This is a genomic window from Fictibacillus nanhaiensis (assembly GCF_049537595.1).
GTDB lineage: Bacteria > Bacillota > Bacilli > Bacillales > Fictibacillaceae > Fictibacillus > Fictibacillus nanhaiensis_F.
The window spans coordinates 109974-135063 of sequence record NZ_JBMULM010000005.1; the positions used below are offsets into that span (position 1 = coordinate 109974).

22 protein-coding genes and 3 riboswitches are annotated in these 25090 nt (G+C 39.7%); of the genes, 13 read left to right on the forward strand and 9 right to left on the reverse strand.

Going from position 1 to position 25090, the window contains the following annotated elements:
• Positions 1-86: 86 nt before the first annotated feature.
• Positions 87-188, reverse strand: a riboswitch (SAM riboswitch).
• A 153-nt stretch (positions 189-341) separates the two neighbouring features.
• A riboswitch (SAM riboswitch) is annotated at positions 342-453 on the forward strand.
• 275 nt (positions 454-728) lie between these two features.
• From ACOZ9X_RS18565 to ACOZ9X_RS18600, 8 genes are all read left to right on the forward strand, one after another.
• On the forward strand, positions 729-1886 hold the full coding sequence (locus tag ACOZ9X_RS18565; RefSeq protein WP_423419484.1) for an acyl-CoA dehydrogenase family protein: 1158 nt from the start codon (positions 729-731) through the stop codon (positions 1884-1886).
• Between the two features lie 121 nt (positions 1887-2007).
• Positions 2008-2790, forward strand: a complete 783-nt coding sequence (locus ACOZ9X_RS18570; RefSeq protein ID WP_423419485.1) for a DUF817 domain-containing protein — start codon at positions 2008-2010, stop codon at positions 2788-2790.
• A 129-nt stretch (positions 2791-2919) separates the two neighbouring features.
• A complete protein-coding gene (locus ACOZ9X_RS18575) occupies positions 2920-4098 on the forward strand; it encodes an oxalate decarboxylase family bicupin (RefSeq protein ID WP_423419486.1) in 1179 nt (392 codons plus the stop codon).
• 200 nt (positions 4099-4298) lie between these two features.
• A complete protein-coding gene (locus ACOZ9X_RS18580) occupies positions 4299-4796 on the forward strand; it encodes a C1q-like domain-containing protein (protein ID WP_423419487.1) in 498 nt (165 codons plus the stop codon).
• Positions 4797-5014: 218 nt separating this feature from the next.
• Positions 5015-5704 (forward strand): response regulator, encoded by a 690-nt coding sequence (locus ACOZ9X_RS18585; RefSeq protein ID WP_423419528.1) that lies wholly within the window; start codon positions 5015-5017, stop codon positions 5702-5704.
• Positions 5701-6705 carry a sensor histidine kinase gene (locus ACOZ9X_RS18590; protein WP_423419488.1) on the forward strand — a complete coding sequence of 335 codons (1005 nt, stop codon included), beginning with the start codon at positions 5701-5703 and terminating at the stop codon, positions 6703-6705. Before ACOZ9X_RS18585 ends, ACOZ9X_RS18590 begins: the two co-directional genes overlap by 4 nt.
• 97 nt (positions 6706-6802) lie before the next feature.
• Complete coding sequence (locus ACOZ9X_RS18595; protein ID WP_423419489.1) at positions 6803-7564, forward strand: ABC transporter ATP-binding protein; 762 nt, start codon at positions 6803-6805, stop codon at positions 7562-7564.
• Complete coding sequence (locus ACOZ9X_RS18600; protein WP_423419490.1) at positions 7554-9500, forward strand: FtsX-like permease family protein; 1947 nt, start codon at positions 7554-7556, stop codon at positions 9498-9500. Before ACOZ9X_RS18595 ends, ACOZ9X_RS18600 begins: the two co-directional genes overlap by 11 nt.
• Positions 9501-9935: 435 nt before the next feature.
• Here the strand turns inward: ACOZ9X_RS18600 and ACOZ9X_RS18605 are convergent, their stop codons facing one another.
• Both ACOZ9X_RS18605 and ACOZ9X_RS18610 read right to left on the reverse strand, forming a co-directional pair.
• Entirely contained in the window at positions 9936-10712 is a 777-nt protein-coding gene (locus ACOZ9X_RS18605) for a 3-hydroxybutyrate dehydrogenase (protein WP_423419491.1), read from the reverse strand.
• Positions 10713-10736: 24 nt separating this feature from the next.
• Complete coding sequence (locus ACOZ9X_RS18610; protein WP_423419492.1) at positions 10737-12023, reverse strand: GntP family permease; 1287 nt, start codon at positions 12021-12023, stop codon at positions 10737-10739.
• Positions 12024-12190: 167 nt separating this feature from the next.
• Between ACOZ9X_RS18610 and ACOZ9X_RS18615 the strand changes: the two genes are divergently transcribed.
• On the forward strand, positions 12191-13072 hold the full coding sequence (locus tag ACOZ9X_RS18615; protein ID WP_423419493.1) for a LysR family transcriptional regulator: 882 nt from the start codon (positions 12191-12193) through the stop codon (positions 13070-13072).
• 286 nt (positions 13073-13358) lie between these two features.
• Here the strand turns inward: ACOZ9X_RS18615 and ACOZ9X_RS18620 are convergent, their stop codons facing one another.
• The 5 genes from ACOZ9X_RS18620 to ACOZ9X_RS18640 form a co-directional block, all read right to left on the reverse strand.
• Positions 13359-13973, reverse strand: coding sequence for a hypothetical protein (locus tag ACOZ9X_RS18620; protein WP_423419494.1), 615 nt, complete (start codon positions 13971-13973; stop codon positions 13359-13361).
• 165 nt (positions 13974-14138) lie between these two features.
• Entirely contained in the window at positions 14139-15701 is a 1563-nt protein-coding gene (locus ACOZ9X_RS18625; protein ID WP_423419495.1) for a UDP-N-acetylmuramoyl-L-alanyl-D-glutamate--2,6-diaminopimelate ligase, read from the reverse strand.
• 270 nt (positions 15702-15971) lie between these two features.
• Entirely contained in the window at positions 15972-16052 is an 81-nt protein-coding gene (locus tag ACOZ9X_RS18630) for a PhnA domain-containing protein (RefSeq protein WP_423419529.1), read from the reverse strand.
• Between the two features lie 39 nt (positions 16053-16091).
• Positions 16092-16994 (reverse strand): HD domain-containing phosphohydrolase, encoded by a 903-nt coding sequence (locus tag ACOZ9X_RS18635; protein ID WP_423419496.1) that lies wholly within the window; start codon positions 16992-16994, stop codon positions 16092-16094.
• A 115-nt stretch (positions 16995-17109) separates the two neighbouring features.
• A complete protein-coding gene (locus ACOZ9X_RS18640) occupies positions 17110-17811 on the reverse strand; it encodes a hypothetical protein (RefSeq protein WP_423419497.1) in 702 nt (233 codons plus the stop codon).
• Positions 17812-18262: 451 nt separating this feature from the next.
• On the opposite strand from ACOZ9X_RS18640, the gene katG reads away from it, so the two are divergent.
• Entirely contained in the window at positions 18263-20482 is a 2220-nt protein-coding gene (katG, locus tag ACOZ9X_RS18645; RefSeq protein ID WP_423419498.1) for a catalase/peroxidase HPI, read from the forward strand.
• Between the two features lie 135 nt (positions 20483-20617).
• On the opposite strand, the gene ACOZ9X_RS18650 is transcribed toward katG, so the two are convergent.
• Entirely contained in the window at positions 20618-21502 is an 885-nt protein-coding gene (locus ACOZ9X_RS18650) for a radical SAM/SPASM domain-containing protein (protein WP_423419499.1), read from the reverse strand.
• Between the two features lie 254 nt (positions 21503-21756).
• Between ACOZ9X_RS18650 and ACOZ9X_RS18655 the strand changes: the two genes are divergently transcribed.
• Genes ACOZ9X_RS18655 through ACOZ9X_RS18665 form a run of 3 tightly spaced genes read left to right on the forward strand, consistent with a single transcriptional unit; the run spans position 21757 to position 23088 of the window.
• Positions 21757-22098: a PadR family transcriptional regulator gene (locus ACOZ9X_RS18655; RefSeq protein ID WP_423419500.1), complete on the forward strand. Its 342-nt coding sequence runs from the start codon at positions 21757-21759 to the stop codon at positions 22096-22098.
• Complete coding sequence (locus ACOZ9X_RS18660; protein WP_423419501.1) at positions 22091-22573, forward strand: hypothetical protein; 483 nt, start codon at positions 22091-22093, stop codon at positions 22571-22573. The genes ACOZ9X_RS18655 and ACOZ9X_RS18660 overlap by 8 nt, the downstream gene beginning before the upstream one ends.
• On the forward strand, positions 22570-23088 hold the full coding sequence (locus tag ACOZ9X_RS18665; RefSeq protein WP_423419502.1) for a permease: 519 nt from the start codon (positions 22570-22572) through the stop codon (positions 23086-23088). The genes ACOZ9X_RS18660 and ACOZ9X_RS18665 overlap by 4 nt, the downstream gene beginning before the upstream one ends.
• Before the next feature lie 131 nt (positions 23089-23219).
• Here ACOZ9X_RS18665 and ACOZ9X_RS18670 read toward each other — a convergent pair whose 3' ends face one another.
• Entirely contained in the window at positions 23220-24560 is a 1341-nt protein-coding gene (locus tag ACOZ9X_RS18670; protein ID WP_423419503.1) for an amino acid permease, read from the reverse strand.
• 132 nt (positions 24561-24692) lie between these two features.
• Positions 24693-24771: riboswitch (glycine riboswitch) on the reverse strand.
• Between the last annotated feature and the right edge of the window lie 319 nt (positions 24772-25090).

Sequence of the window (25090 nt, forward strand, 5' to 3'; positions counted from 1 at the left end):
CCCGCTCCAAGAGAAAATAAAAAAACCTCTTCAGCGATGAGAAGAGGTTTAAAAATACGTGAAATAAACATACGTATATAGATTTCCTCTTATCTTTCAAGCTTTCGCTTGCTGGAATTGGCACAGTCCTAAAAATAGTTGTTGCCGAGGCTTCAAAGGGCCAGTCCCTCCACCTCTCTCGATAAGGAATCGATACTATTCAATTTAGTAACGAAATATACAGGAATAAAAATAGCCTGTCAATGGAATTTAGAGAAATAAAATAATTTTCTTAACAATCAGTTTTTAGTTGACAGTGGTTTGCTTTATCCTCTATAGTGTTGACTAATAATTAAATATTTTTCTTATCAAGAGTCAGGGGAGGAACTGGTCCTACGATCCTGCAGCAACCGCTTTGTAAAAAGAAAGGTGCTAATTCCAGCAGATGTTTTTTTAAAGTCTGAAAGATGAGAGAGCGTGTAAGCATATGGAATTTACGTCCTCTTTCGTCTTTGAAAGAGGGCTTTTTTGTTTTTCTACGCTGTTCTTGTATGTAGTTGATTTCCGCTCCAGGTGCTCGCTTTCCGTGGGGCAATCGGTGAGCCCCTTGCCGCTTCGCGCCCTTAAGGGTCTCACCTGACCGCTTGTCCCACAGGAGTCTCGCACCTTGCGCTCCAATCAACAAGTCACTGAAGTTTAAAAACTATGTAAACAAAAATTATTACATGATAAAAAAACAGGAGGAAACTATGAGCATTCCTTTGAGAAAAACCACTGAGATAGACTATTTTGAAGAAGCGATAAATACCGCTTTAGCACTGAAAGAAGTTTTTAAGAAACGTGCAGATTATGTAGATCAAGAAGGCGTTTTTCCTTATGAGAACTTTCAAGATCTTAAGAATCATGACTTTCTTTCTCTTACCATCCCAAAAGAATATGGTGGTAAAGGGTTGAATCTACTTGAGTTCTTAACGATTCAAGAGTATTTAGCTGAGGGAGATGCTCCTACTGCACTTTCTCTTGGCTGGCATCTCGGTACTCTTTTAGAAGCGGCGGAAAACAGGCATTGGAGTGGAGATGCGTTCGCTGATCTCAGCAGGAAAGTTGTTGAAGAAAAAGCACTCATCAACTTGGCACAAACAGAGCGTGCGACAGGAAGTCCGTCTCGCGGGGGTATCCCTACTACAACAGCAGTCAAGAAAAATGACGGATGGCTGATCAACGGAAGCAAGGCATTTACTTCTATGGCAGAAGCTCTTGATTACTCGATCATCACCGCCACCATTTCTGAAACTAACCAAAAAGGTTTTTTCTTAGTGAACCACCGTGAAAAAGGGGTTTTCGTAAAAGAAACTTGGGACAGCATCTCTATGAGAGGAACCAAAAGTGATGATCTCCTTTTGAAAGATGTTTATGTCTCCAGAGAAAACCTTCTTGTTGTTGAAGATGGAAAGAACCACGTTCCGAAAGGCTGGTATCTGCAAGTACCTGCTGTGTACCTAGGTATTGCAAGAGCAGCACGAAATTACGCGATTGAATTTGCGTCAGAATATAGCCCTAACACATTATCAGGACCGATCTCAGAAGTACCTGAAGTGAGAAGAAAGATTGGCAAGATCGAACTTGAGCTATTCCAAGCAAGAACGATTCTGCACGCCGTTGCTGAAAAATGGGTGAACCTCCCTGAACAGCGTCAGAATCTAGGAACAGAACTTGCTGCCGTTAAGCATTCTGTAACAAACAGTGCAAATCGAGTCGTAGACCTTGCAATGAGGATCGTCGGGGCTCGAAGTCTTTCTGTACAAAATCCGCTTCAGCGACATTTTAGAGATGTGAGAGCTGGTCTTCATAACCCACCAACAGATGATGCGATCGTCTATTCGTTAGCCGATGCTGCGCTAAAATAAAATAGTCAACTGACAGATTCATGTTAAACTCACCATTTTTTTATATGATGAGATTTAAATCATCATAGGTTATTATGGATACAATATATTTCCATATCAATCGATAAAAGGTGGTTTGCTCATGAGAGCGCTTCTTACATTCACTTATTTACAAGCACTTTCTTGTATCTTTCCAGTTATCATCTTTGGTGCGCTAGCTCTTTCAAAGTTCGTCAGCATTCCGTTCATCCCTCGATACGATTTCATACTCCTTCTTTGTCTTATCACACAGGTTGCGATGATCGTAACAAAACTTGAAACGATCGATGAACTAAAAGTCATCTGTGTCTTTCACTTGATCGGACTTGCTCTAGAGCTGTTTAAAGTTTATATGGGGTCTTGGAGCTATCCGGATGAGGGTTATTCGAAGATATATGGTGTACCTCTTTACAGTGGTTTTATGTATGCAAGTGTTGCGAGTTATATATGCCAAAGCTGGCGGAGACTAGACCTTCAGATTACGGGTTGGCCGAATCCTCTCTTTTCTTTCGGTATTTGCGTCCTAATCTATTTTAACTTTTTTCTCCATCATTACTTGTTTGATGCCAGATGGATTCTGATTCTACTTTTATTTCCTATCTTTTATATGACCGTTGTTCATTATACGATCAACGAGCGTGTTTATAAGATGCCAATTCTTCTTTCCTTTTTCTTGATCGGATTTTTTATCTGGATCGCTGAAAACATCACAACGTTTCTCGGTGCTTGGCAGTATCCGAATCAGGAAGCCGCTTGGTCACTCGTTCATATTGGTAAAATCAGCTCATGGTTTCTGCTCGTAATCATCAGTATCATTATTGTTGCTCAGTTAAAACGCATTAAAAGCTACCAAGATGAGATTTTCACGCATACGAAACACCTTTAAGCTATAAAGAGCTTTTAGGTGTTTTTTCTTTGTGTGGCTCCTTCTCAAGAAATTTGCATGTTCAAGATGTCCCCTCCATATGCATACAGAGATGACTTTTGAACCTTCTTATAGAGAGGAGCTCATCATATGGATAAGAATAATAAAGATCAACAGCAACGAAGACAAATGCAGATTCCTCAGCCGATTCGCAGTGATGGTGCGGGTGCGACCGACTTAGGACCTCGTGACATCATGCGTGATATACAAAATCCGGATATGTTAGTTTCTCCTGCAACAGATGCAGGAACTGTACCAAACTTACGATTTTCCTATTCTGATACACATATGCAATTAAACTTTGGAGGATGGTCGAGAGAGATTACGGTTCGTGAGCTTCCTGTCGCAAAGACACTTGCTGGTGTAAACATGCGTCTGACCCCAGGCGGTGTAAGGGAGCTTCATTGGCACCAAGAAGCGGAATGGGCTTATATGATTTTAGGCCGTGCTCGTATTACCTCGGTTGATCAAAACGGCAGGAATTTTATCGCCGATGTGGGTGAAGGTGATCTTTGGTACTTCCCTCCTGGCATTCCTCATTCGATTCAAGGGCTTGAAGAAGGCTGTGAGTTTTTACTCGTATTTGATGATGGGAATTTCTCCGATCTGAGCACGTTTTCTATTTCAGATTGGTTTGCACACACACCGAAAGAAGTTCTTTCAGCAAACTTCGGTATACCTGAGAGCGCATTTGCTAACATTCCGACTGAACAACGTTATATTTATCAGTCTACCGTTCCCGGTCCGATTGAAACACAAGCCGTACCCGATCCATATGGAACTGTGCCCTTAAGCTTCACTCACCGCTTAATGGCTCAAAAACCACTCGTTACACCCGGTGGTACCGTTCGTATCGTAGATTCTACAAACTTCCCTATCTCACAGAGAATCGCTGCTGCTTTAGTAGAAATAAAACCTGGCGGAATGAGAGAGTTGCATTGGCATCCGAATAATGATGAGTGGCAATATTATTTAGCCGGTCAAGGACGGATGACCGCTTTCGCTGGAAATGGAACGGCACGAACGTTTGACGTAAGAGCCGGAGATGTAGGATATGTCCCGTTTGCATTTGGTCACTATGTACAAAATACTGGAAATAAGAGTTTATGGTTTTTAGAAATGTTCAAAAGTGACCGCTTTGCAGATGTGTCTTTAAACCAATGGATGGCCTTAACGCCTAAAGAAATCGTGCAGACGAATGTAAATGCTAGCCCTGAACTCATGAATTCCCTTCGAAAAGAAAAATGGCCTGTGGTGAAATATGATTAGCAAGAAAACACGATGGCACTCTTAACAGCGATTAGAGCTCTCTAATCGCTTTCTGTTATTCTTTCTAGCAAAACTTCTTCCCTACCTTCTATGCATACACACCACTTACAACTTGTCCGCATAATCTACTAGTAATAATCTGATAGATTATTCTCTGATTTAGTTTCTAGATTAGAGTGAAAATAGGAGGGAAAGTTTGTATGTACTACAATTATGATCAAGATCCGTACGCACATATGAAAAGAGATTGTGAGTGCAAGCATAGAAAGATCCAGCCTTGCCAAAAAGTTTCTGCATTTAAGGCGGTTAAAGATCTGTTTCAATTTATTTTAGGCTCAACACCGAATCAAGTCATTTATCCAGTAGAGGTCTTTGATAGCAATAATGAATATAATCCAGATACATCAACGTTTGTTCCAAAGAGCAACGGCATTTATACGTTCACAGCGAGTATCTTTTTGCCGATTTATACAGGAACACCGTATTCTGCATTCGTTGGCATTCGTGTAAATGGCGAAATCGTTGCAGGAAATCAAGAAACGATCACTTCGCCAAATGCGATCGTAGCAACTTCATCTATTGTCGAGTTAAGAAGAGGCGATGAGGTTCAAGTAGTCGCTTCGAGCCCATCAGGCGCAACGATTGAAATAGAAGTAAATCCAATCGCCACTCGATTTGAGGGTGCAAAGATAGGTTAAGTAACGTTGGAAGGTGAACAATATCACCTTCTTTTTTCATTGTTTCATGTGGAACAATCTATAAAATCCTCTCTTAGAGTACTTTACATAAGGTATAAAGTTTAACGATTTTATTATAATATGAGTTGGTTGTGACGTGAAAAAATGCACATCCTAGAAAATATCCAAGTTTTGCTATACACTAAAAAACATATCAAGTAATGATGTGGTGATAAATGATGTTTAAAATTTTGCTCATTGAAGATGATTCGACGCTATTCAGCGAGATCAAAGAACGATTATCACAATGGTCGTATGAAGTGTATGGCATTACTGACTTTGGACGGGTGATGCAGGAGTTTACAGAGATTAAACCTGACCTTGTTGTCATCGATATACAGCTGCCGAAGTTCGATGGCTTTCATTGGTGCCGAAATATTAGATCGCATTCTAACGTACCGATCATCTTTCTGTCTTCGCGTGATCATCCGAGTGATATGGTCCTATCCATGCAGCTCGGTGCAGACGACTTTGTTCAAAAACCATTTCACTTTGAAGTATTGATCGCAAAGATTCATGCGATTCTCAGGCGTGTTTATAATTACAATACAGACACCGTTAGTCTCAAAACGTGGTGCGGCGCTCAAATCGATTATGAAAAGAATATAGTAACGAACGAGAAGGGTTCAGTTGAACTTACAAAAAATGAAGTGTTCATTCTGAAACTACTGATCGAGCAAAAGAATAAAATTGTAAGTCGTGATAATCTCATTAACAGCTTATGGGACGATAAAAAGTTCATAAGTGACAATACCCTCACCGTAAATGTGAATCGTTTAAGAAAACGGCTTGAAGAAATCGAACTCGGTCAATTCATTGAGACCAAAGTGGGACAAGGCTATAGGGCCGTAGAAGAGGACCCTGTATGATCAGACGCTATTTAATAGAACGCGGCAGCTGGATTTTTTTGTTTTTATTACAGCAGATCATTTTCCTCATGATCGCCTATCTCGATCCATCCATCCCCCTTTCTGCTGTTGGCTATGTCGTTTTCATTTCTCTAATCGTCTTTGCTATCTTTCTTTTTTATCGGTATCAAAAAGAAACAGCTTTCTTCCACCAGCTTGAGGAAAGGGAAAATGATTTTGACCTTTCTAATATGTCACTACCTTCTTCGCCTTTTGAGAAAATCATTGAAAACAGCATTACCGAACAAACAAAGCATTTAAAACGAACAGCATCAGAAAATCGTATGCTGGTTGAACAGGAAAAGGACGATCTCCTAGCCTGGATTCATGAGGTCAAGACACCGCTTACGGCCATGCATCTTATGATTCAACGGATGGACGATACGCCATTAAAAGGAGATCTGACCTACGAATGGCTTCGTATCCACCTTTTGCTCGATCAACAGCTTCATCAGAAGAGAATCCCTTTTATTAAGAACGATCTTTATATGGAAGTGACTGATCTTGAGGCGCTGCTTTTTTCCGAACTTAAAACGCTGCAGTCGTGGTGTATCCAAAAAGGGATTGGCTTTGATTTTGATCTTCAAGTTCTTCATGTCTTAAGTGATGCCAAATGGCTAGCATTTATCATTCGCCAGCTCTTAACGAATGCTGTGAAATACAGCCATTCATCAGAGATTACCATCAACTCTTATAACATGAACGACAGAAACTATTTATCGATTCAAGACTTTGGTCGCGGAATTGATACAAAGGATATGCCTCGTATCTTTGAGAAAGGGTTCACGTCAACGACAGACCATCACGATCAAGCTTCCACCGGCATGGGCTTATATTTAGCTAAGAAAGCAGCAGATTCCTTACATATCCAACTTTCTATAGATTCGAAGCGGAATGAAGGTACAACCGTTACACTCGCTTTCCCAAAAAGAAATGAGTTCGATCAAACGATGGGCATGTGACGAAAGTGTCACATGCTTTTCTGTTTTGTTATGTGAACAGAAGGAAAAGAGCTGAAATGCTTTCTATAATGAAACTATCAGAGAGGGGTAATCAATCATGAGTATATTGAAAGCAGTTAAGCTTCATAAGAGCTATGGAAATAAAAATAATAAACAACACGTCCTAAAAGGTATTGATCTTTCCGTTGAAAAAGGTGAGTTCATCAGTATCATGGGAGCATCCGGATCCGGTAAAACGACGTTATTAAACGTCCTTTCTTCCATCGATCAAGTGAGCGAAGGAACGATTCAAATCAACTCATTTGAGATGACAGCTATGAAGGAAAAACAGCTGGCAGAGTTCAGAAAGAACCATCTTGGTTTCATCTTTCAAGATTACAACCTATTAGATACGTTAACGGTTAAAGAAAATATTCTTCTGCCGCTTTCGATAACCAAAACACCGAAAAAAGAAGCGGAAAAGAAATTTGAAGAAGTGGCGAATGAGCTCGGTATTTCTGAGATAAAAGATAAATATCCGAATGAGATCTCGGGTGGACAAAAGCAGAGAACATCTGCCGCTCGCGCATTCATTCATGAGCCGAGTATCATCTTCGCCGATGAACCGACCGGCGCTCTCGATTCCAAGTCTGCGTCTGACCTTTTAAACAAATTAAGCGGTCTTAACGAGAACAGACAAGCAACCATTCTTATGGTAACGCATGATCCTGTAGCAGCAAGCTATTGCAGCCGCGTTGTGTTTATAAAAGACGGACAGATCTACACGCAGCTTATGAAAGGAGAGCAAGATCGACAAAGTTTCTTTAAGGATATTATGAAAACGCAAGGTGTTTTAGGTGGTGTCCAACATGAACATTAATCAGCTCATCTTTCGCAATTTAAAGAAAAACTTAAGAAACTATTACCTGTATGTTTTTGCTCTAGTATTTAGTTCTGCTCTTTACTTTGCATTTGTAACACTTCAATATGATCCGTCTATGGATGCTGTAGAAGGTTCTGTAAAAGGTGAAGCCGCGATTCGAGCCGCTTCTATCCTGCTTGTTGTAATCGTATCCGTCTTTCTGCTTTACGCGAACAACATCTTCATCAAACGACGCAGCAAAGAGATCGGGCTTTTTCAATTGATCGGAATGACAAAAGGAAAGATTTTTCGCATTCTTTCAATCGAAAACTTATTCCTCTACTTTGGTTCCCTATTGATCGGAATTTTTGCCGGATTTTCGTTTTCAAAATTAATGATTCTCGTTTTGTTCAAAACAACGGGTGTTGATTCAATCGCATCACTACGGTTTTCACCACAAGCACTTATTCAAACCGTTCTTGTTTTTACAGCAATCTATCTGTTGATCATGATCATGAACTATACGTTCATCAAAAGGCAGACTATCCTATCTCTATTTCGTGTCACTTCTTCTACAGAAATCACCGTGAAAAAACTTTCTCGCTTTGAAATGGTGATGGGAATCGTTGGTCTTGTTCTGATTACGACAGGTTACATCGTATCTTCCAAACTTTTCGGCGGTGATTTTACTACGATGCCTGAATTATTTGGAGCAATGATATTCATTTTGGCTGCCGTCATTCTAGGTACTTATTTCTTTTACAAGGGCTCTGTCAGTTTTCTGCTTAACCTAATAAGAAAGCAAAAAGGTGGCTACCTGTCCATTAACGAAGTGATGTCGCTCGCATCCGTCATGTTCCGTATGAAGTCAAACGCACTTCTGCTTATGATCATTACAACCGTTTCAGCGCTTTCAATCGCTTTGTTGTGCCTTGCCTACATCTCGTATTATTCTGCTGAAAAAACGGCTGCAAATAACGTTCCTCATGACTTTTCAATCATTGATAGAGAGTCGGCAGATACGTTCCAATCCGCTTTAGAGAAGAATAATATTCCTTATTCAGAAAAATCGATTGAAGTGGTCCAGGTGACGGTGAATGCTTCACAGCTTATTGATCGCAGCTTAGAAGAACTCGTAATCGATCCAAAAGCGATGCCACTCCCTTTAATAAGCGAAAAGTCAGTATCCGGCATGGATGTTTCTCAGAATGAAGTGGTCTTTACCGGCTATGACGACCTGCTTCAAAAATTTATGCCTTTAAAGAGCTCTGGTTCTATTAAGATCAAAGGAAAGACAGAAACGCTCACTCAACGTTATGTAGGCTTAGAAGATATTTATCCCGTATCCTGGTATTTCACAGCTGGAGGTGTTCCTACCGCCATCGTTGACGATGCAATTTTTATGAAGATGAAAAAAGATATCGATCCTAAAGTGCAAAAAGAATCTAGCCTCTATATTGGGGTCGACATAAAAAATAAAGAACAACTTGAAGAGGCAGATGAACTGTTTAAATCAACCGAAACGTATAAAAAGCTATACAATGAATCTCGTCATGAGATAAGCACGAATCAAAAGAAAAACATGGGACTCATGATGTTTATCGTAGGTTTCTTAGGACTGACTTTCCTCGTCACCTCAGGGTGTATCCTCTACTTCAAACAGATGGACGAGGGTGAAAGTGAAAAGCCAAACTATATGATTCTGCGAAAACTAGGGTTCACCCAGAGTGATCTGTTGAAAGGCATTCAGTATAAGCAGCTCTTTAATTTCGGAATTCCACTCGTGGTCGGCTTGCTGCACAGCTATTTCGCCGTACAATCCGGCTGGTTCCTATTCGGAGCTGAACTCTGGACACCGATGATCATCGTCATGGTCATGTATACGATCCTCTATTCGATCTTTGGCGTGTTGTCGGTTCTCTATTATAAGAAAGTGGTTAAAGAAGCACTGTAGGTTGATGAATGCTTTGTTATATAGTCAATAAATTGAATTAAAAGAAAAAACCGACTAAAACATGATGATTTTAGTCGGTTTTTTCTTTTGTTTAAGATCATGAGTGGTTTTTGGGGCTGAAAGTTCAATAATTGAGGGTAGAAGATGACGTTATAGTAGCTTATAGGTGATTTTAATTGATACCACAAGGGGTATTCACCAAGATAATTCCGGAGATTTAAGAAATAATCCATGAAGTTTTAGGATTATTCCGGCGAGTTTAGGCCATAATCCGGCGAGTTTTCCTCATATATCGGCGAGTCGACAACGTTCCACTGCCACCACCTATCCAGATACCCACACCCCTAGCAAAACACCAACCGCCTTCCACTCGTCACTTATCACACAAAAAGAAAACCCCAGCCAAAAATCGGCTGAGGTTTGTAAAAACAGAAATTATTGAGCTGTATATCCGCCATCGATAACGATTGCTTGTCCTGTTACACTCTTCGCTTTGTCGCTTGATAGGAACATCGCATAGTCTGCGATCTCGCTAACGTCTAACAAACGTTTTTGTGGAACAAGTGGATAGATAACTTCTTCAAGAACGCTTTCTAATGATACGTTTCTTGTTTTCGCTAAGTCTTCCATTTGACCACGAACAAGTGGCGTATCTACATATCCTGGGCAAAGTGCGTTAACCGTTACACCTTGCGCTGCAGATTCAAGAGCTGCAACTTTAGTAAGACCGATTACACCGTGCTTAGCACTGTTGTATGCTGCTTTACCAGCAAAACCAATCAATCCGTTGATTGAAGATACGTTGATGATACGGCCGAATCCTTGTTCCTTCATGATCGGCATTACATGCTTTGTTGCGATGAATGGAGCTGTAAGCATGATTTTAATCATAAGTTCGAATTTAGCTGTTGGAAACTCTTCGATTGGTGAAACGTGTTGAAGACCAGCGTTGTTGATCAGAACGTCAACACGGCCATACTCTTTGTGAGCTGTTTCAATCATGCTCTTGATGTCTTCTTCACTTGTAACGTCAGCTTTAAGGCCGATCGCTTCAAGACCAAGACTCTTTAATTCTTCTGCAGCCTTCTTAACGCCTTCTTCGTTAAGGTCTGTTAAGACTACTTTGCTTCCGTTTTGAGCGAATGTTTTTCCGATTTCAAATCCAATACCACTTGCAGAACCTGTAATAACGACTACTTTATTTTCTACCATACTATACTCACTCCTAAAAAGTTTTTATATAATACCCATGCTCGCCATAATGATTCCAACAATTACGGCAATAGTAGGGATGATTAAAGCGACAACAAATACATCTTTGTACGTTTCCTTATGCGACAACTGTGTTACCGCAAGAAGCGTTAACAATGCTCCATTATGAGGGAGGATCGATGCTCCAGAGGCAATGGATGCCATTCTATGAAACGCTTCAGGACTCATGCCTGTTGACTGAGATAAGTCATAATACGTTCCACCAAGAGCTTCTAATGCGATTCCCATACCACCAGAAGCTGAACCTGTGATCATCGCTAAAAGCTGTACGACTAAGGATTCAGATACGAGTGGGTTGCTTGAGATTCCTAAAAGCATATCTGTGATTCGGTCAAAATCAGGAACACTCGTTACAACAGCACCGAAACCAACTGCGGCACTCGTGTTGATAATCGCCATAACAGAACCTTTAGCACCTTCGTTCATAGAAGGAATGAATGTTTTGTATTGCTTGATATTGATAAGAAGAATAGCTAGAATTCCAGCTAACAACGAAGGAATTGGAGCGATTTTTAAGAAATTAAGTAAAATAACAACAACGATTAAAGGGACTAATGAAAGAATCCAGTTTGGAAGGTTCTCCTCATTTTCATCTTCATTCTCTTTAGATTTATTTGGTTCTGTATATTTTTCGCCAGCTGCCGTTAATCGGTTCTCTCTGAACTTCAACCAGAAATACCCGCCGACTGCCATGATCAGCGTAGCGACAATACCGATAATGGTACCCGCCATAGGGGTCGTCTTAAACGTGTTCATCGGAATTAAGTTTTGAATCTGCGGTGTGCCTGGTACGGCAGTCATCGTAAACGTGAATGCTCCAAGAACGATCGTAGGTGCGATCAATCTTCTAGAGATATCTGCTTTTTTAAACAATGCCAATGCGATCGGATAGATGGCGAACACAACGACAAACAAACTTACGCCACCGTAAGTTAAGACAGCTGATGCTACCAAAACTCCGAGAATCGCACGTTTTTCACCTATAAACTTCGTAAACTGAATCGCAACAGATTTAGCAGCTCCCGTATCCTCCATCAACTTACCGAGTACGGCTCCTAACAAGAAGATCGGAAACCACGCTTTTGCGAAGTTTACAAAGCCGGTCATATACGTATTGGTATACGCGTCCATCAAGTCTAAACCACTCATCAGAGCAACAATACCCGCTACGATTGGAGCGACCCAGATGATCGACCAGCCGAGGTACGCAAAAAACATGAGTAGAGCCAGACCTATTATGATACTAATCAAAATCTTTCCTCCTTTTTTATATAGAAAGAGTGCGCTTTCATCTAGTAGCACTTACTTTTCAAAAGTTTTCATTGCACGAAGGACATTTTACTCCTGTGTATTTATTAAGTAAAATGAATTATAACTATAGATAGTATGCACAAAAGTTATAGAATGGAGTTCTCCATATGGATATTCGACAATTGACTTATTTTCACGCTGTAGCCAAACATAAAAGCTTCACAAAAGCCTCTACCGTCTTGCATTTATCTCAACCTAGTCTAAGTAAAATGGTAAAAAGTTTAGAAGACGAACTTGAGATGGAACTGATCGATCGCTCTTCCAGACAGATCGAACTAACAGAAGCCGGCGAGATCGTGTTTGAACAAAGCAAGATGATTCTAGAGTCTTTGGACAACCTATCATCAAACCTTTACGACTTAATGAACTTAAAAAAGGGGAAAATCAAAATTGGAATCCCCCCGCTTATCGGCTTCTTATTTTTCCCTAAAATCATCAAGAAATTCAAAGCTTCTTATCCTGAAATACAGATTCAGCTCGTCGAACATGGCGCGAATCGTGTGCAGCGAGAAGTGAATGACGGACTCTTAGATCTTGGGGTTGTCGTAATGCCCTTAAATGAAGATAAACTCGAAATCGTTTCTTTCTTAACCGAGCACCTCATGTTGTTTGTTCATCATTCACATCCACTCGCAAATAGAGAAAAAGTATCTATGAAAGAATTGGAGAATGAATCTTTTATTATCTTTAAAGAAGGCTTCACCCTGCATGATCGTGTAATCGAAGAGTGTATTACAGCTGGTTTTCATCCGAAGATTTCCTATGAAAGCTCACAATGGGATTTTATCAGCGGTATGATCGGAGAGAATTTAGGGGTTTCCATCTTTCCAGAATCGATTGCAAAAAAGGTAGATCAAAATTTGATCAGAGCCATTCCAATCGTAGATCCTTCCCTACCTTACAAGCTAGGAATTATAAAAAAGAAAGATAAATATGTTACATATGCAACTCGAGAATTTATTAATATGCTCTCACCATTTAGCGAATAAGACCTGTTTAACGCGTTAACGGTTGCGAAGAAAGTTTACTCAATGCGTGATGAAGAAGCTGCTGAGTCACAGGCACATTAAAAAAAGTAGCTATCCTTTTTTCAGGGTAGCTACTTTTTTTAATGTGTCTAGAAGATTTGAAAGAGGTTGCTTTGCGCTTTAGGATGCTCGCTTTCCGGGGCGGTGAGCCCCCAGGAGTCTCACACCTTACGCTCCAAGCAACTTATACATGATGTCTTATAGAAGTCTATGTCTTAGCACTAACTCAAACCCATTAGATTAGCATTTACAAGAAATCGCCTTCCTCTGTTTGCTCCAATTGCTCTGAATTACTTGGAGCGTCTTTATATTCAATATCGTATTTTTTGCTCAATAATCCCATCTCTGCGTGATAAGCGTCTACCAATTGGAAGTATTCTTCCAATTTAAGATTAGACTGTGTCATCAGGTTTTCATCTTGTTGTTCTAACGCTTGTCTTTGAAGAATTAAGCCTTCGTAAAAGGTTTCGGTAGCTTTTACGATTTGTTTTTTCATCCCTACTAATTCTTCTCCTTGAACATCGATTGTTTTCGCTTGGGCCATTGCTTTTTCATAGGCAGGAATCGTAGTTTCCACTAACTCCAAATACATTGTCTTATCGTCGGTATAGTTTGCACCTGAAACGCTAGCTAAAGAATCAAAGGCTTGTACTTCGTAAGTAGATACTGCTGCCACGTCAACATTGATAAATTGTAAAACAGCATCCTGTTGTTCTTCCGTATTGATAGGTTCAGAAATGCTTTGTGTTTCCTCTTCGTTCTGCGTTACTTCATTGTTCGTCCTATTTAAGGCCATTTCGCTCGAGTTCGCACCTGTCACAATGGAACTCACTAAAAAAGATACTAAGAAAAGTGTATTCACGCTGTCAGCTCCTTCGACATTTTGTAAGTATTACCCAATACCCGGCTTGTTCAGGGGTTATGCCCCCTAACTGTAAAAACAGCGTGTTTGATGCTTCGTTTACTGTAAAAACAACGACTAAAAACCCCGCTATCACGATAACGGGGTTAAAATTTTCTATCTTTTTTACAGTATGTTTCTCTTTTTAGGTGCAGCCCATCTTATCTTAGAAGAAGCAAACATTCTTCCACTTTTCGCAACTTTTTTACTTCTAAAGAAGTCTGCAATGATGTCTTTGTCAGAGTGAGGAATCTTCTCGCCTTTAACAATTTGAGCACCATTGATGCAACCACTTGTGAGGAGAACAATGTCATTTTCTTCACTCAGAGACAATGCCTTAATCACTGCATCATGACGCGTAAGTTCTGAGTGAATGTTTGGTGCGTCTGGATTTTTGAATCCCTTCATCACGTGACCAACGATTTCACTCGGGTCGTTGTATCCTGGATGATCAACAGATACGACGATTTCATCTGCTTGGTTCTCAATCGTTTCCGCCATTTTTGGCATCTTCTCTTTATCTCTTATGCCAATACCCATCACTAGCACAATCAGTCGACTGTATGGCAGCTTTTTTACTTCCGTTACAAGGTTTTGTAATGCAACAGGAGTGTGTGCGTAGTCCAAAATAATCTTACGCTTTTGCTTATGAATGATTTCAAATCTTCCTTCAGGTCCTGTCATTTCAGGTAGAACATGAAGCATTTTTTCTAATGGAATTTCGATATGCAAACCTGTACAGATTGCAGAAAGCAGATTCGCGATATTATAAGATCCGTAAAAAGGTGTTATTACAGAATAACGTTTTCCTTGAAGTGATAAAGTGAATGAAGTACCGTTCGCTACCTGTTTAACATCCGTTGCGATCACATCCGCACCGCTTTCTTCATGCATGCTATACGTTAGCAAAGGACCTGCAAACAACTCAACGATCTCTTTCCCCATACCCTCGTCATCGATGTTCACAACCGCTTTTTTAGCTTGTTTAAATAACTTCAACTTTGCTTGTTTGTAGTTTTCGAACGTATGATGAAACTCCAAATGTTCTGGCGATAAGTTTGTATGAATCGCAACATCAAAATGGATGCCTGCCGTTCGTTTTTGTTCGATTCCAACAGAAGTGACCTCCATCGCAGCGAGTTGATCGCCATTCTCTACAAATTGTTTGAAGATGTGATGAAGATCAGGAGCTTCAGGCGTTGTTGGCGTTGACTGTTTCATGTTCAGATTTCCTGTTGAGGAAATCATACCGGTAGTTCCAATCGAACCGGATTTAACACCACATAGGTTCATCAACGATCTAACGTAAGCCGCGACCGTCGTTTTACCATTCGTACCTGTAATACCAACTGTGATTAATTTTTCATGTATACGTTTATTAAATAGGATAGATAATTGAGCCATAAATACGCGAGCATCCTCAACAAGTAAGAATGTAACATCACGATAGATTTCGCTGACTTCTTTTAAAATCGCTTTATTTTCACCGGCCACCACAACAGCACCGTTCTGGATGGCACTCTCAATAAAGGTGTGACCGTCAAATTGTTCTCCAGTTATACAAACAAAGGAAGAGTTATTCATTACGTTTCTGGAATCAAAGCAGACAGAAGAAATGGTTTGCTGTTTGCTTCCCCATATTTCCCGAATACCCAATTGCTGCTTTTTTTGTTCAAAATGTATATTCATCTTTCTCTCCTTTTGCGATCAATCTACGAATAATTACTATAGTAGAATATAAAAGTTTGTATTTAAAAATTTTATGCACACATACTTTCTTTAAATACCCTAAGTATTCGATTGTTAACCTTTTTTTATTTATGTTTCTCCATCTTTTTTTGAGAAAAAATGAGCGTTAAATACTGGAAGGACGGGGGTTAAGAGAGTTAGCACCTTAGAAAGAGGGACTATATCACGAAAAAAATAACCACCGGAGATTGGTGGTTACTTATAATAACGCTATATCTTTTTCAAAAACTCGGTCTTCATTTTAATCTCGCCAAATCCGTCAATCTTACAATCAAAATCAATATCATGCATCTTTTACGAGAAGAATTTCATCTTAATCATTAGACCTGTTTAAATCCGCTTTTCTTCTTTCAAAATCTCTATTAAAGCGTCAACAACACTTTTGTCATAATGAGACTCTTGCAGCCTTATTAGTTCATTAATAGCCGCTTGTGCATCATAGGCTTTTCGATAAGCTCGATCTTCTGTCATAGCGTCAAATGTATCACTTACCGCTATAATTCGTGCTTCTAAAGAAATCTCATCACCTTTAAGCTGTTTCGGATACCCGCTTCCGTTCAATCTTTCATGATGTTGCTCAACGATTTGTGCTACACCTTCATAATAGAGATCTTTAACCATCTCCGCACCATCTGAAGGATGACGTTTTATAACAGAAAATTCTTCCTCTGTCAGTTTTTCAGGCTTTGTTAATATTTCTGTAGGCGTATTGATCTTTCCAATATCATGTAACAATGCAGCTATATATAAGGTTTCGACCTTCTCTTTAGGAAGCATTAGTTTCTTTGCAATTTGCATAGCATACAGACTTACCCTTTCACTATGCTTAAATGTATATCTATCTTTTATTTCTACTTGGTCTACTATATCTTTCAGCTGTATAACACTCTCACTTAATTGATAAAAAGCAGGTTCTGTAATGACCCATAAATATTCTACATCAGTAATAGCAGTAAAATATACAGGCTCTTCTAGATCACTCGCATAATAGTAGTCTTGAGGGCCCAATAGAACTTTCTGTCCATTTAATTCGCAAATCATCTCACCTTTAATGATATAAAAAAATTCCATTACATTTGGATTATCACTGGGATATACATAAAAAGGTTCGTTAGCTTCTATCGTCTGCAGCATGATATCTACACCATCTCCACGAGCTAGAAGACTTATATTAAATGTCTCAAATGACACCTTTTCGATCGTTGAACCTTTTTTGCCTATGTGAAAAGACATTCGAGATACCCCCTATCTAAGAACATCAATAAAAGCGAGTCTCCGAATTAAGACTCGCTTTAGCTGTAATTCTATTATAAACAGGCTAATTCCTTGTTTAGAATTAAATTATTTTTTATCCTCCTTTAGTGAATCTGATTACTCTGACAGGATCTATCCATACCCATTGATCAGCAAAGCGCACTAGTTTCCAACTGCATTCTGCAATAACACCTTTTTTTGCCGCCTTTTCAATTGCTTCAGCCGACATTTTTAGCGTTTCATTATATATACCATCTATAACTTTTTGAAGATCTTTTGTAAACTTGTTTGTTTTATCTGCATACTTTTGATCTTTTTCTTTTAACTTTTCATTGAGCTTTTTTAGTTTTTCTTCTAACTTTTTAGAATCATCAGTTGAAACTAATTCCGCCGTTACTGTATCAATTTCATTCTCTATTTGGTCCATCTTATTTTGAATCCGTAATTTTTCTTCATCTCTTTTTGCAGATGTCTCTTTGAGCTTCTCTGTTAACTTATTCAGTTTATCTTTTTCATCACTACTCAAGTTATTCATTTCTGAGAGGATTTTTTGCACCTCTTCATCTAATTTTACTACTTTATCTCCCTCTTCTAACTTTTGAATCTCTAAAAGATAATCAGCATGTAGCGAATCTGCTTCTTGAACCGCTTTTTCAATCTTCTTATCAATGTCTCTGTTGGTCTTTTCAATCATCTCTAACGCTTTAGCGATGTCGTCATCTTCTGCTGCATAAGCAGGTGTGACAATGCCTACTAACAATAAACATAATAAAGCTAATGATACTAACTTTTTCACAAATTTACCCCCTTCAAAATTTTCATTTTTTAAGTATGTAGTACAGGTCCTTATTTACTATATACCCTAAGTATACTAGTTCTTAAAACCTATTAATATGTATTTTTTTGTAATATTCAAAACTTTTTTGTTCCGCTATGTTTGCAAGTTTTATTGCTCTTATAAAGGGAATGATTTTCGTTCCAACCTACTCGCTCTCCGTGGGCATACCGGTGAGCCATTTCTGACGTTTCACTCTACAACATTTGAAAGCAACATTCTTTTTTTAGAAAGAAGAGTTTGTAAATAAGTTATCCACTTTAAAGTTAAATACAGTTAATGAAGATGCATTACGCTTTGAATCCACATACCTGTCCACTATAATTGAGTTATCACAATAATCAAATATTTAACATCTTGGCTTTTCGTGTTTTGCAATTTTTAAGTTCCAAAAAAGGAAGGGGAAATTGTAATGGAAAACAACAACAAGCCCGATCAAAAAGAGCACACATCAGCAGGTCAATGTCCTGTCACACACCACAAGGATAGTGCGATTACGACTTCAAGAGCGCCACACGGTACGACAAATAAGGATTGGTGGCCGAACCAGCTCAATTTAAATGTTCTTCGCCAACATGACAAAAAATCCAATCCGATGGGTGACGACTTTAATTATCGTGAAGAGTTCTCTAAGTTAGATTACGATGCGCTGAAAAAAGATCTTCATGCGTTGATGACCGACAGCCAAGATTGGTGGCCAGCGGATTATGGTCACTATGGTCCTTTCTTCATCCGTATGTCTTGGCATGCTGCAGGTACATACCGTACGGCTGATGGACGCGGTGGCGGTGGATCAGGTTCTCAGCGCTTCGCACCTCTAAACAGTTGGCCAGATAACGTAAACCTTGATAAAGCTCGCCGTCTTTTATGGCCGATCAAACAAAAATACGGCAATAAGATCTCTTGGGCAGATCTCCTTGTTTTCACTGGTAACGTAGCGATCGAATCCATGGGGCTAAAAACGTTTGGTTTTGCTGGTGGACGTGAAGATATTTGGCATGCAGAAGAAGATGTTTATTGGGGAACGGAAAAAGAATGGTTAGCGGACAACCGTTATTCTGGTGACCGTGAGCTAGAAGAGCCGCTCGCTGCGGTTCAGATGGGTCTGATCTACGTGAACCCTGAAGGGCCGAACGGAAAGCCTGATCCACTCGCAAGTGCTCGTGATATTCGTGACACGTTTAGCCGTATGGCGATGAATGACGAAGAAACAGTTGCTCTTATCGCAGGTGGTCATACATTCGGAAAAGCACATGGCGCAGGCGATCCTTCTCTTGTAGGAGACGATCCTGAAGCAGCAGACATCGAAACACAAGGACTAGGCTGGCTGAGCCGTCACGGCAGTGGAAAAGGACGCGACACCATTTCGAGTGGTGTTGATGGAGCTTGGACGTCGAACCCAACACAATGGGATAATGGATACTTTGACCTTCTGTTCGGTTACGAATGGGAGTTAACGAAGAGTAGAGCAGGCGCATATCAATGGAGTCCCGTTGATATGACAGAAGAGCACATGGCTCCAGATGCAGAAGACCCTTCGATCCGTGTGAAGACGATGATGACAACAGCTGATATGGCGTTACGTATGGATCCGGACTATGAAAAAATCTCTCGCCGTTATTACGAGAATCCAGATGAATTCGCCGATGCTTTTGCACGTGCTTGGTTTAAATTGCTTCACCGTGACATGGGGCCTAAAGTTCGTTATCTAGGTCCAGAGGTGCCGGACGAAGAACTCATCTGGCAAGACCCAGTTCCGAGTGTAGATTATGATCTATCACCGTCTGACATCGCTCAGTTAAAAGAAAAGATTCTAAATACAGGATTATCGGTGAGTGAGCTCGTCAAAACAGCCTGGGCTTCAGCAAGCACATACCGTGTTTCTGATATGCGCGGAGGTGCGAACGGGTCACGTATCCGCCTAGCACCTCAGAAAGATTGGGAAGCGAACGAACCTGAACAATTAGAGAAAGTTCTAGGAATCTATCAAGATCTACAAAACCAGCTCGACACGAAGGTGAGTTTAGCTGATCTAATCGTTCTTGGCGGAAGTGCTGCTGTTGAAAAAGCAGCAAAAGATGCGGGCTTTGATGTAACGGTTCCATTTACTCCTGGACGCGGTGATGCAACGCCTGAACAAACGGACGCTGTTTCTTTTGATGTATTAGAGCCGGTATCAGACGGGTTCCGCAACTATCAAAAGAAAGAATATAGCACAAGCCCTGAAGAGATGTTTGTAGACAAAGCACAGCTACTAGGTCTCTCGGCACCTGAAATGACCGTCCTAGTCGGAGGTCTTCGCGTTCTTGGGACAAACTATAAGAATACGAAACACGGTGTATTCACCGACCGTGTTGGCACCTTAACGAATGACTTTTTCGTAAACTTACTCGACATGGGCGTGGAGTGGAAATCAAAAGGCTTTAACGAGTACGAAGGCCGCGACCGTAAATCAGGAGAAGTGAAGCGAACAGCTTCCCGCTTTGATCTTGTGTTCGGGTCCAACTCAGAACTTCGCGCACTCGCTGAAGTGTATGCGCAGAACGACAACCAAGAAAAATTCGTGCGCGACTTTATCGCAGCATGGGTAAAAGTGATGGACGCTGATCGATTTGATGTTAAATTAAAATAATAGATAATGAACGCACCTAATCACGATTTCTGATAAGAATTTGCTGCTTCAGAGTTCTTGAGATTAGGTGCGTTTTTTTCTCATAAAAAAAGACAGGGTAACTCCCCGCCTTAAATGTCTAACATATGTTTCGTTCTATTTACCGAACCGCTTACGATAACCACATTTTCTGCAAAGTTCCTCAACAGCTTCTCTTCGCGAAAAACCATCTACAAGATTATTTGCTCGGTCACCTTCAATAATAGTTGAAAAGTGTGTTTCATTAATATTTCCTAAGTTGATAACACCTTCTCCATCTAAGCAGCATGGAATGACTGTACCGTTCGCCAGAATACCCGCTTGATTGCGGAGGCCGTAGCAGAATCCTTTTCCGTCATCCTCTTCCTCATGAAGTGCCGGCCATTTAAACTCGTAATCTTGATTGATGAAGATTTGATCAGCCAGTTTAATTCCTTTACCCGGAGTGAGCTTTTCTTCAATTCTAAACCCGAGATTAAATTCGTTTTCAATAATCTCAAGCAGCTGACGGTTACGCTGTTTTTCCAAGTTCGTCGCATTGTCTTGCGTCAGGTTCCAAAGCCTTAAAGAAACAAATAACGGAGATTCCCTCGTTGCTTCTTGTACAAAAGAAAGAATCGTTCTTACGTATTCTTCTTTATCCGTCATACTCTGACCGACGTGGCCATCAAAACTATGAAGGGAAAAATTCATCTGTCTGAGCGCAGGCTTATTGATAAGCTTGTCCCAATTCTTTTTGATGAGCGTTCCATTCGTAGTGATATTAACTTTAAACCCTCTTTCATGAGCTAAGTCTAAAAGCTGATCGATTTTCGGATGAAGCAGTGGCTCACCTTTTACATGCAAATAGATGAAATCAGTATAAGGCTTGATCTGGTCTAATCGTTTTGTAAAATCATCAACAGAAATGAACTGCTTTGCTCGTTCAGTTGGAGGACAAAAATGACACGCCAAATTACAGATGCTTGTAATTTCTATATAGAACTTCTTAAATCTTTTCAAAGTATTTCCTCATTTCGCAAACTCATTATACATACACCAAAAGCTTTTGTGCACGTAAGCTACCTGCTTTTTTAACTCTTTCTTATTAGAGCACAATTCATAAAAAAGATAAACGTGTTATGAGGAAATTGACGATAGAAACGCAATGTTAGTTGTTGGGGTGGTATTATTCAAGATTTGACATAACACTGTTAACGACAGTATACTGTTAATGACAGTAAATAAATAAATTAGAAATGGAGAGTGTATACATCATGAAACATACAGGAAGACATACAGGAGCATTTCTATTGTTATTTCTTACAGAAGGAGATAATTACGGGGGAAGACTATTGCAAAAATGTGAAGAAGAGCTTCCTGTCAATCCCATCGATAGCGCGATCTTGTATCGTACATTAAAAAAATTGGAGCAAGAAGAAGCAATTGAATCTTATTTGAATACCACTGATCAACACAAGCCAATAAGGATGTACAGAATAACCGCCATTGGAAAGAAAAAATTAGAAGAACATCAGTTGGATATAGAGGAAAAAATAAAGAATTTATCCTTTTTTCTAGAGAAATATAACGATTGGAAGACACAAATTAATGCTTAGCGGAATCATTCTATACAGCTTAGCCGCTATTTATTTGATAATATCTTTTAAGAAAAATAAACTCAAAACAAAATTAGCGTTAATTAGTGCATGGAAAATGTTTCGAAAAGTTCTCCCAGATTTATTAGCAATCATGTTATTTGTTGGATTAACGTTGTCATTATTGTCACCTGACTTGATATCCTCAGTGATAGGTGAAAATTCGGGATTATTAGGTATGGTTTATTCTACAATTCTTGGCTCTGTTGCTTTAGTTCCAAGCTTTATTGTCTTTCCTCTCGGTCGTACACTCGTTCAAAATGGTGCTGCCCTCCCTCAAGTAGCGGTCTTAATGTCTACCCTAATGTCTGTAGGACTTGCTACTTTAACTATGGAACAAAAAATATTTGGGAGGAGTTTTGCGTATGCTCGAAATGCCTCTGCCATAATTATGTCTCTTCTATTTGCATGGATAGTTTGGGTGGTGATGGTGTGAAAAAATTAAAAAGATATCGTCTCTTTCTAGTATTACTATTGGGACTGTTAGTAATTGTATATATAAATCAGTCTATTGCCATGAATACTATTCAGTTAACTGCTGAAAGTCTCTGGAATATGCTGTTTTTACTTCCACCGATTTTTATTTTAGTAGGGTTATTAGATCAGTGGATAAAAAAAGAATCTTTAATAAAATATATGGGTGACAAATCGGGTATATATGGAATCTTGTTCACCTTAATATTAGCAACTGTTGCTGCCGGTCCACTTTATATAGCCTTTCCCATAGCAGTGTTATTATTAAAAAAGGGAGCTAGCGTTCGTTATATCGTGTTTTTCTTAGGAGCTTGGTCCACTGTAAAACTACCCGTACTAGTATATGAATTCACTTCATTCGGTGCAAAGTTTACACTTACTCATATTTTCTTTGGACTAGGTTTTTACTATATAGCTGGAATCCTTTTTGAAAAAATATATGATCGGCATAATTTATTAAAGAATGAAATTGTATAAGGCAACCTTCCACTCCAATCAATAGTCAAAGGTGACGGAGTTAAAAGCAACTATCTTCTAGAAAAGAGCGATTTAAAAAGTAGAGAAACCAACACGAGTTCCTCTACTTTTTTAGTGTGTATAATATTAGTTTAAGGTCTTTTCCTAAACGAAAAAAGAATAAACAACAGAATAAACCAAATAGGTGTCAGCAATAACGCCGGACGTGTAGCTTCTGCCACAAGTAACACGATTAAAATTAAACCGAACAAGGCGAGTACCACATAGTTAACGAATGGAGCAAAAGGTGCTTTGAATGTTGACTTTTTGTGCAGGTCTGAACGTGTTTTACGGTATTTAATATGGCTGATCAAGATCACGCTCCACACCCAGATGAAACAGATGGCACTGATGGTTGTTACGATACCAAAAGCTTGCTCTGGAATCAGCTTGCTGAGTAGCGCTCCCACTGAAACAACTACAGCCGAAATCCAAAGCGCGTTACCAGGCACCGAATTTTTCGTTAGTTTCTTAAAAGATCGAGGAGCCTGTTTACTCTTGCTTAAAGTAAATAGGATACGACTCGTTGAAAATAATCCGCTGTTGCAGGCAGATGCCGCTGAAGTCAGTACAACAAAATTAATAATCCCAGCTGCAAGCGGAATTCCTATTAAGCTGAACGTTTTAACAAACGGACTTTCCACTGCGTTTAACTCTGTCCAAGGATTGATGCAAAGCAACACGATCAATGCGCCAACGTAGAAGAATAGAATGCGAAGTGGAATCTTATTGATCGCAGAGGGAATATTCTTTCTAGGATCAGACGTTTCTGCTGCAGCCACACCAACCAATTCTACTCCGACAAACGCGAAAACAACCATCTGAAAAGAGAGTAAGAATCCCGTCATGCCATTAGGAAACAAACCTCCATGATCCCACAGGTTGTTTATAGAGACCGTTCCCGCATCCGTCTGGTAACCAACAACAAGTAGAACAACACCAATCACAATCAACGCTAAAATCGTAACCACCTTAATTAAAGCAAACCAAAACTCCAATTCCCCGAAAAGCTTTACCGTTAAAAGATTCAGTCCAAGTAAAAGAAGCAAACAGACAATCGCCGGAACCCACTGCGGTATGTTAAACCAATATTGTACATAGACACCGACCGCTATCACATCTGCCATCGCTGTCATGATCCAGCAGAACCAATACGTCCATCCTGTGATAAACGCAGCTCGCGGACCAAGATAATCCTCCGCGATATCGGTAAACGACTCATAGCCTTCCTTCGAAAGCAACAGTTCCCCTAGTGCTCTCATCATAAAAAACAATGCAGTACCAACGATTAAATAAGCAAATATAACAGACGGTCCGGCAAGCTGAATCGCTTTTCCTGAACCTAAAAATAACCCCGTACCAATTGTTCCGCCAATGGCAATCAGCTGCACATGGCGGTTAGCTAAATCTCTCTTCAACTCTTGCTGTGACACGTATGAATCCTCCTTCTAAGATGCAAATACAACGAAAAAAAGAGACTGGAAGAATCTCCAATCTCTTGTACATTAGAATATGAAAAAAGCATTCACTGCGCTATAAATGACAGGCACAACAAAGTCAAAATTCAATACTCTTCTGTCCGTTTGCCTGAGATTGTGAACCCTTCGGCGCCGCTTAACATGCGGTCTCTCCAGAAGCTGCTCCTGCTATAGTACGACCTACAGCAATCATAGCTTGCTATCTTTAATATATATTTCTAAATAATTCCCTATACTAGTACGAACTTAGGAGAATGTCAACCTGTAACATAGAGTTCACTTTTTTTATTAAACTTCATTAAAGCCAATGTGGCTAAAAAAATGATAAAAAATGTGCTAACCACTACTGTCCAGTTCATATCGTTCTCCTCTCACCCTTTATCTATCTCTCTACCCTGGAAAAGGAAAACAAAATCATTCAGGTAAACCGTGACTTCTATCAAAATCAATAAAGCCAGAGACTTGATAATATCTCTGGCTTTTAC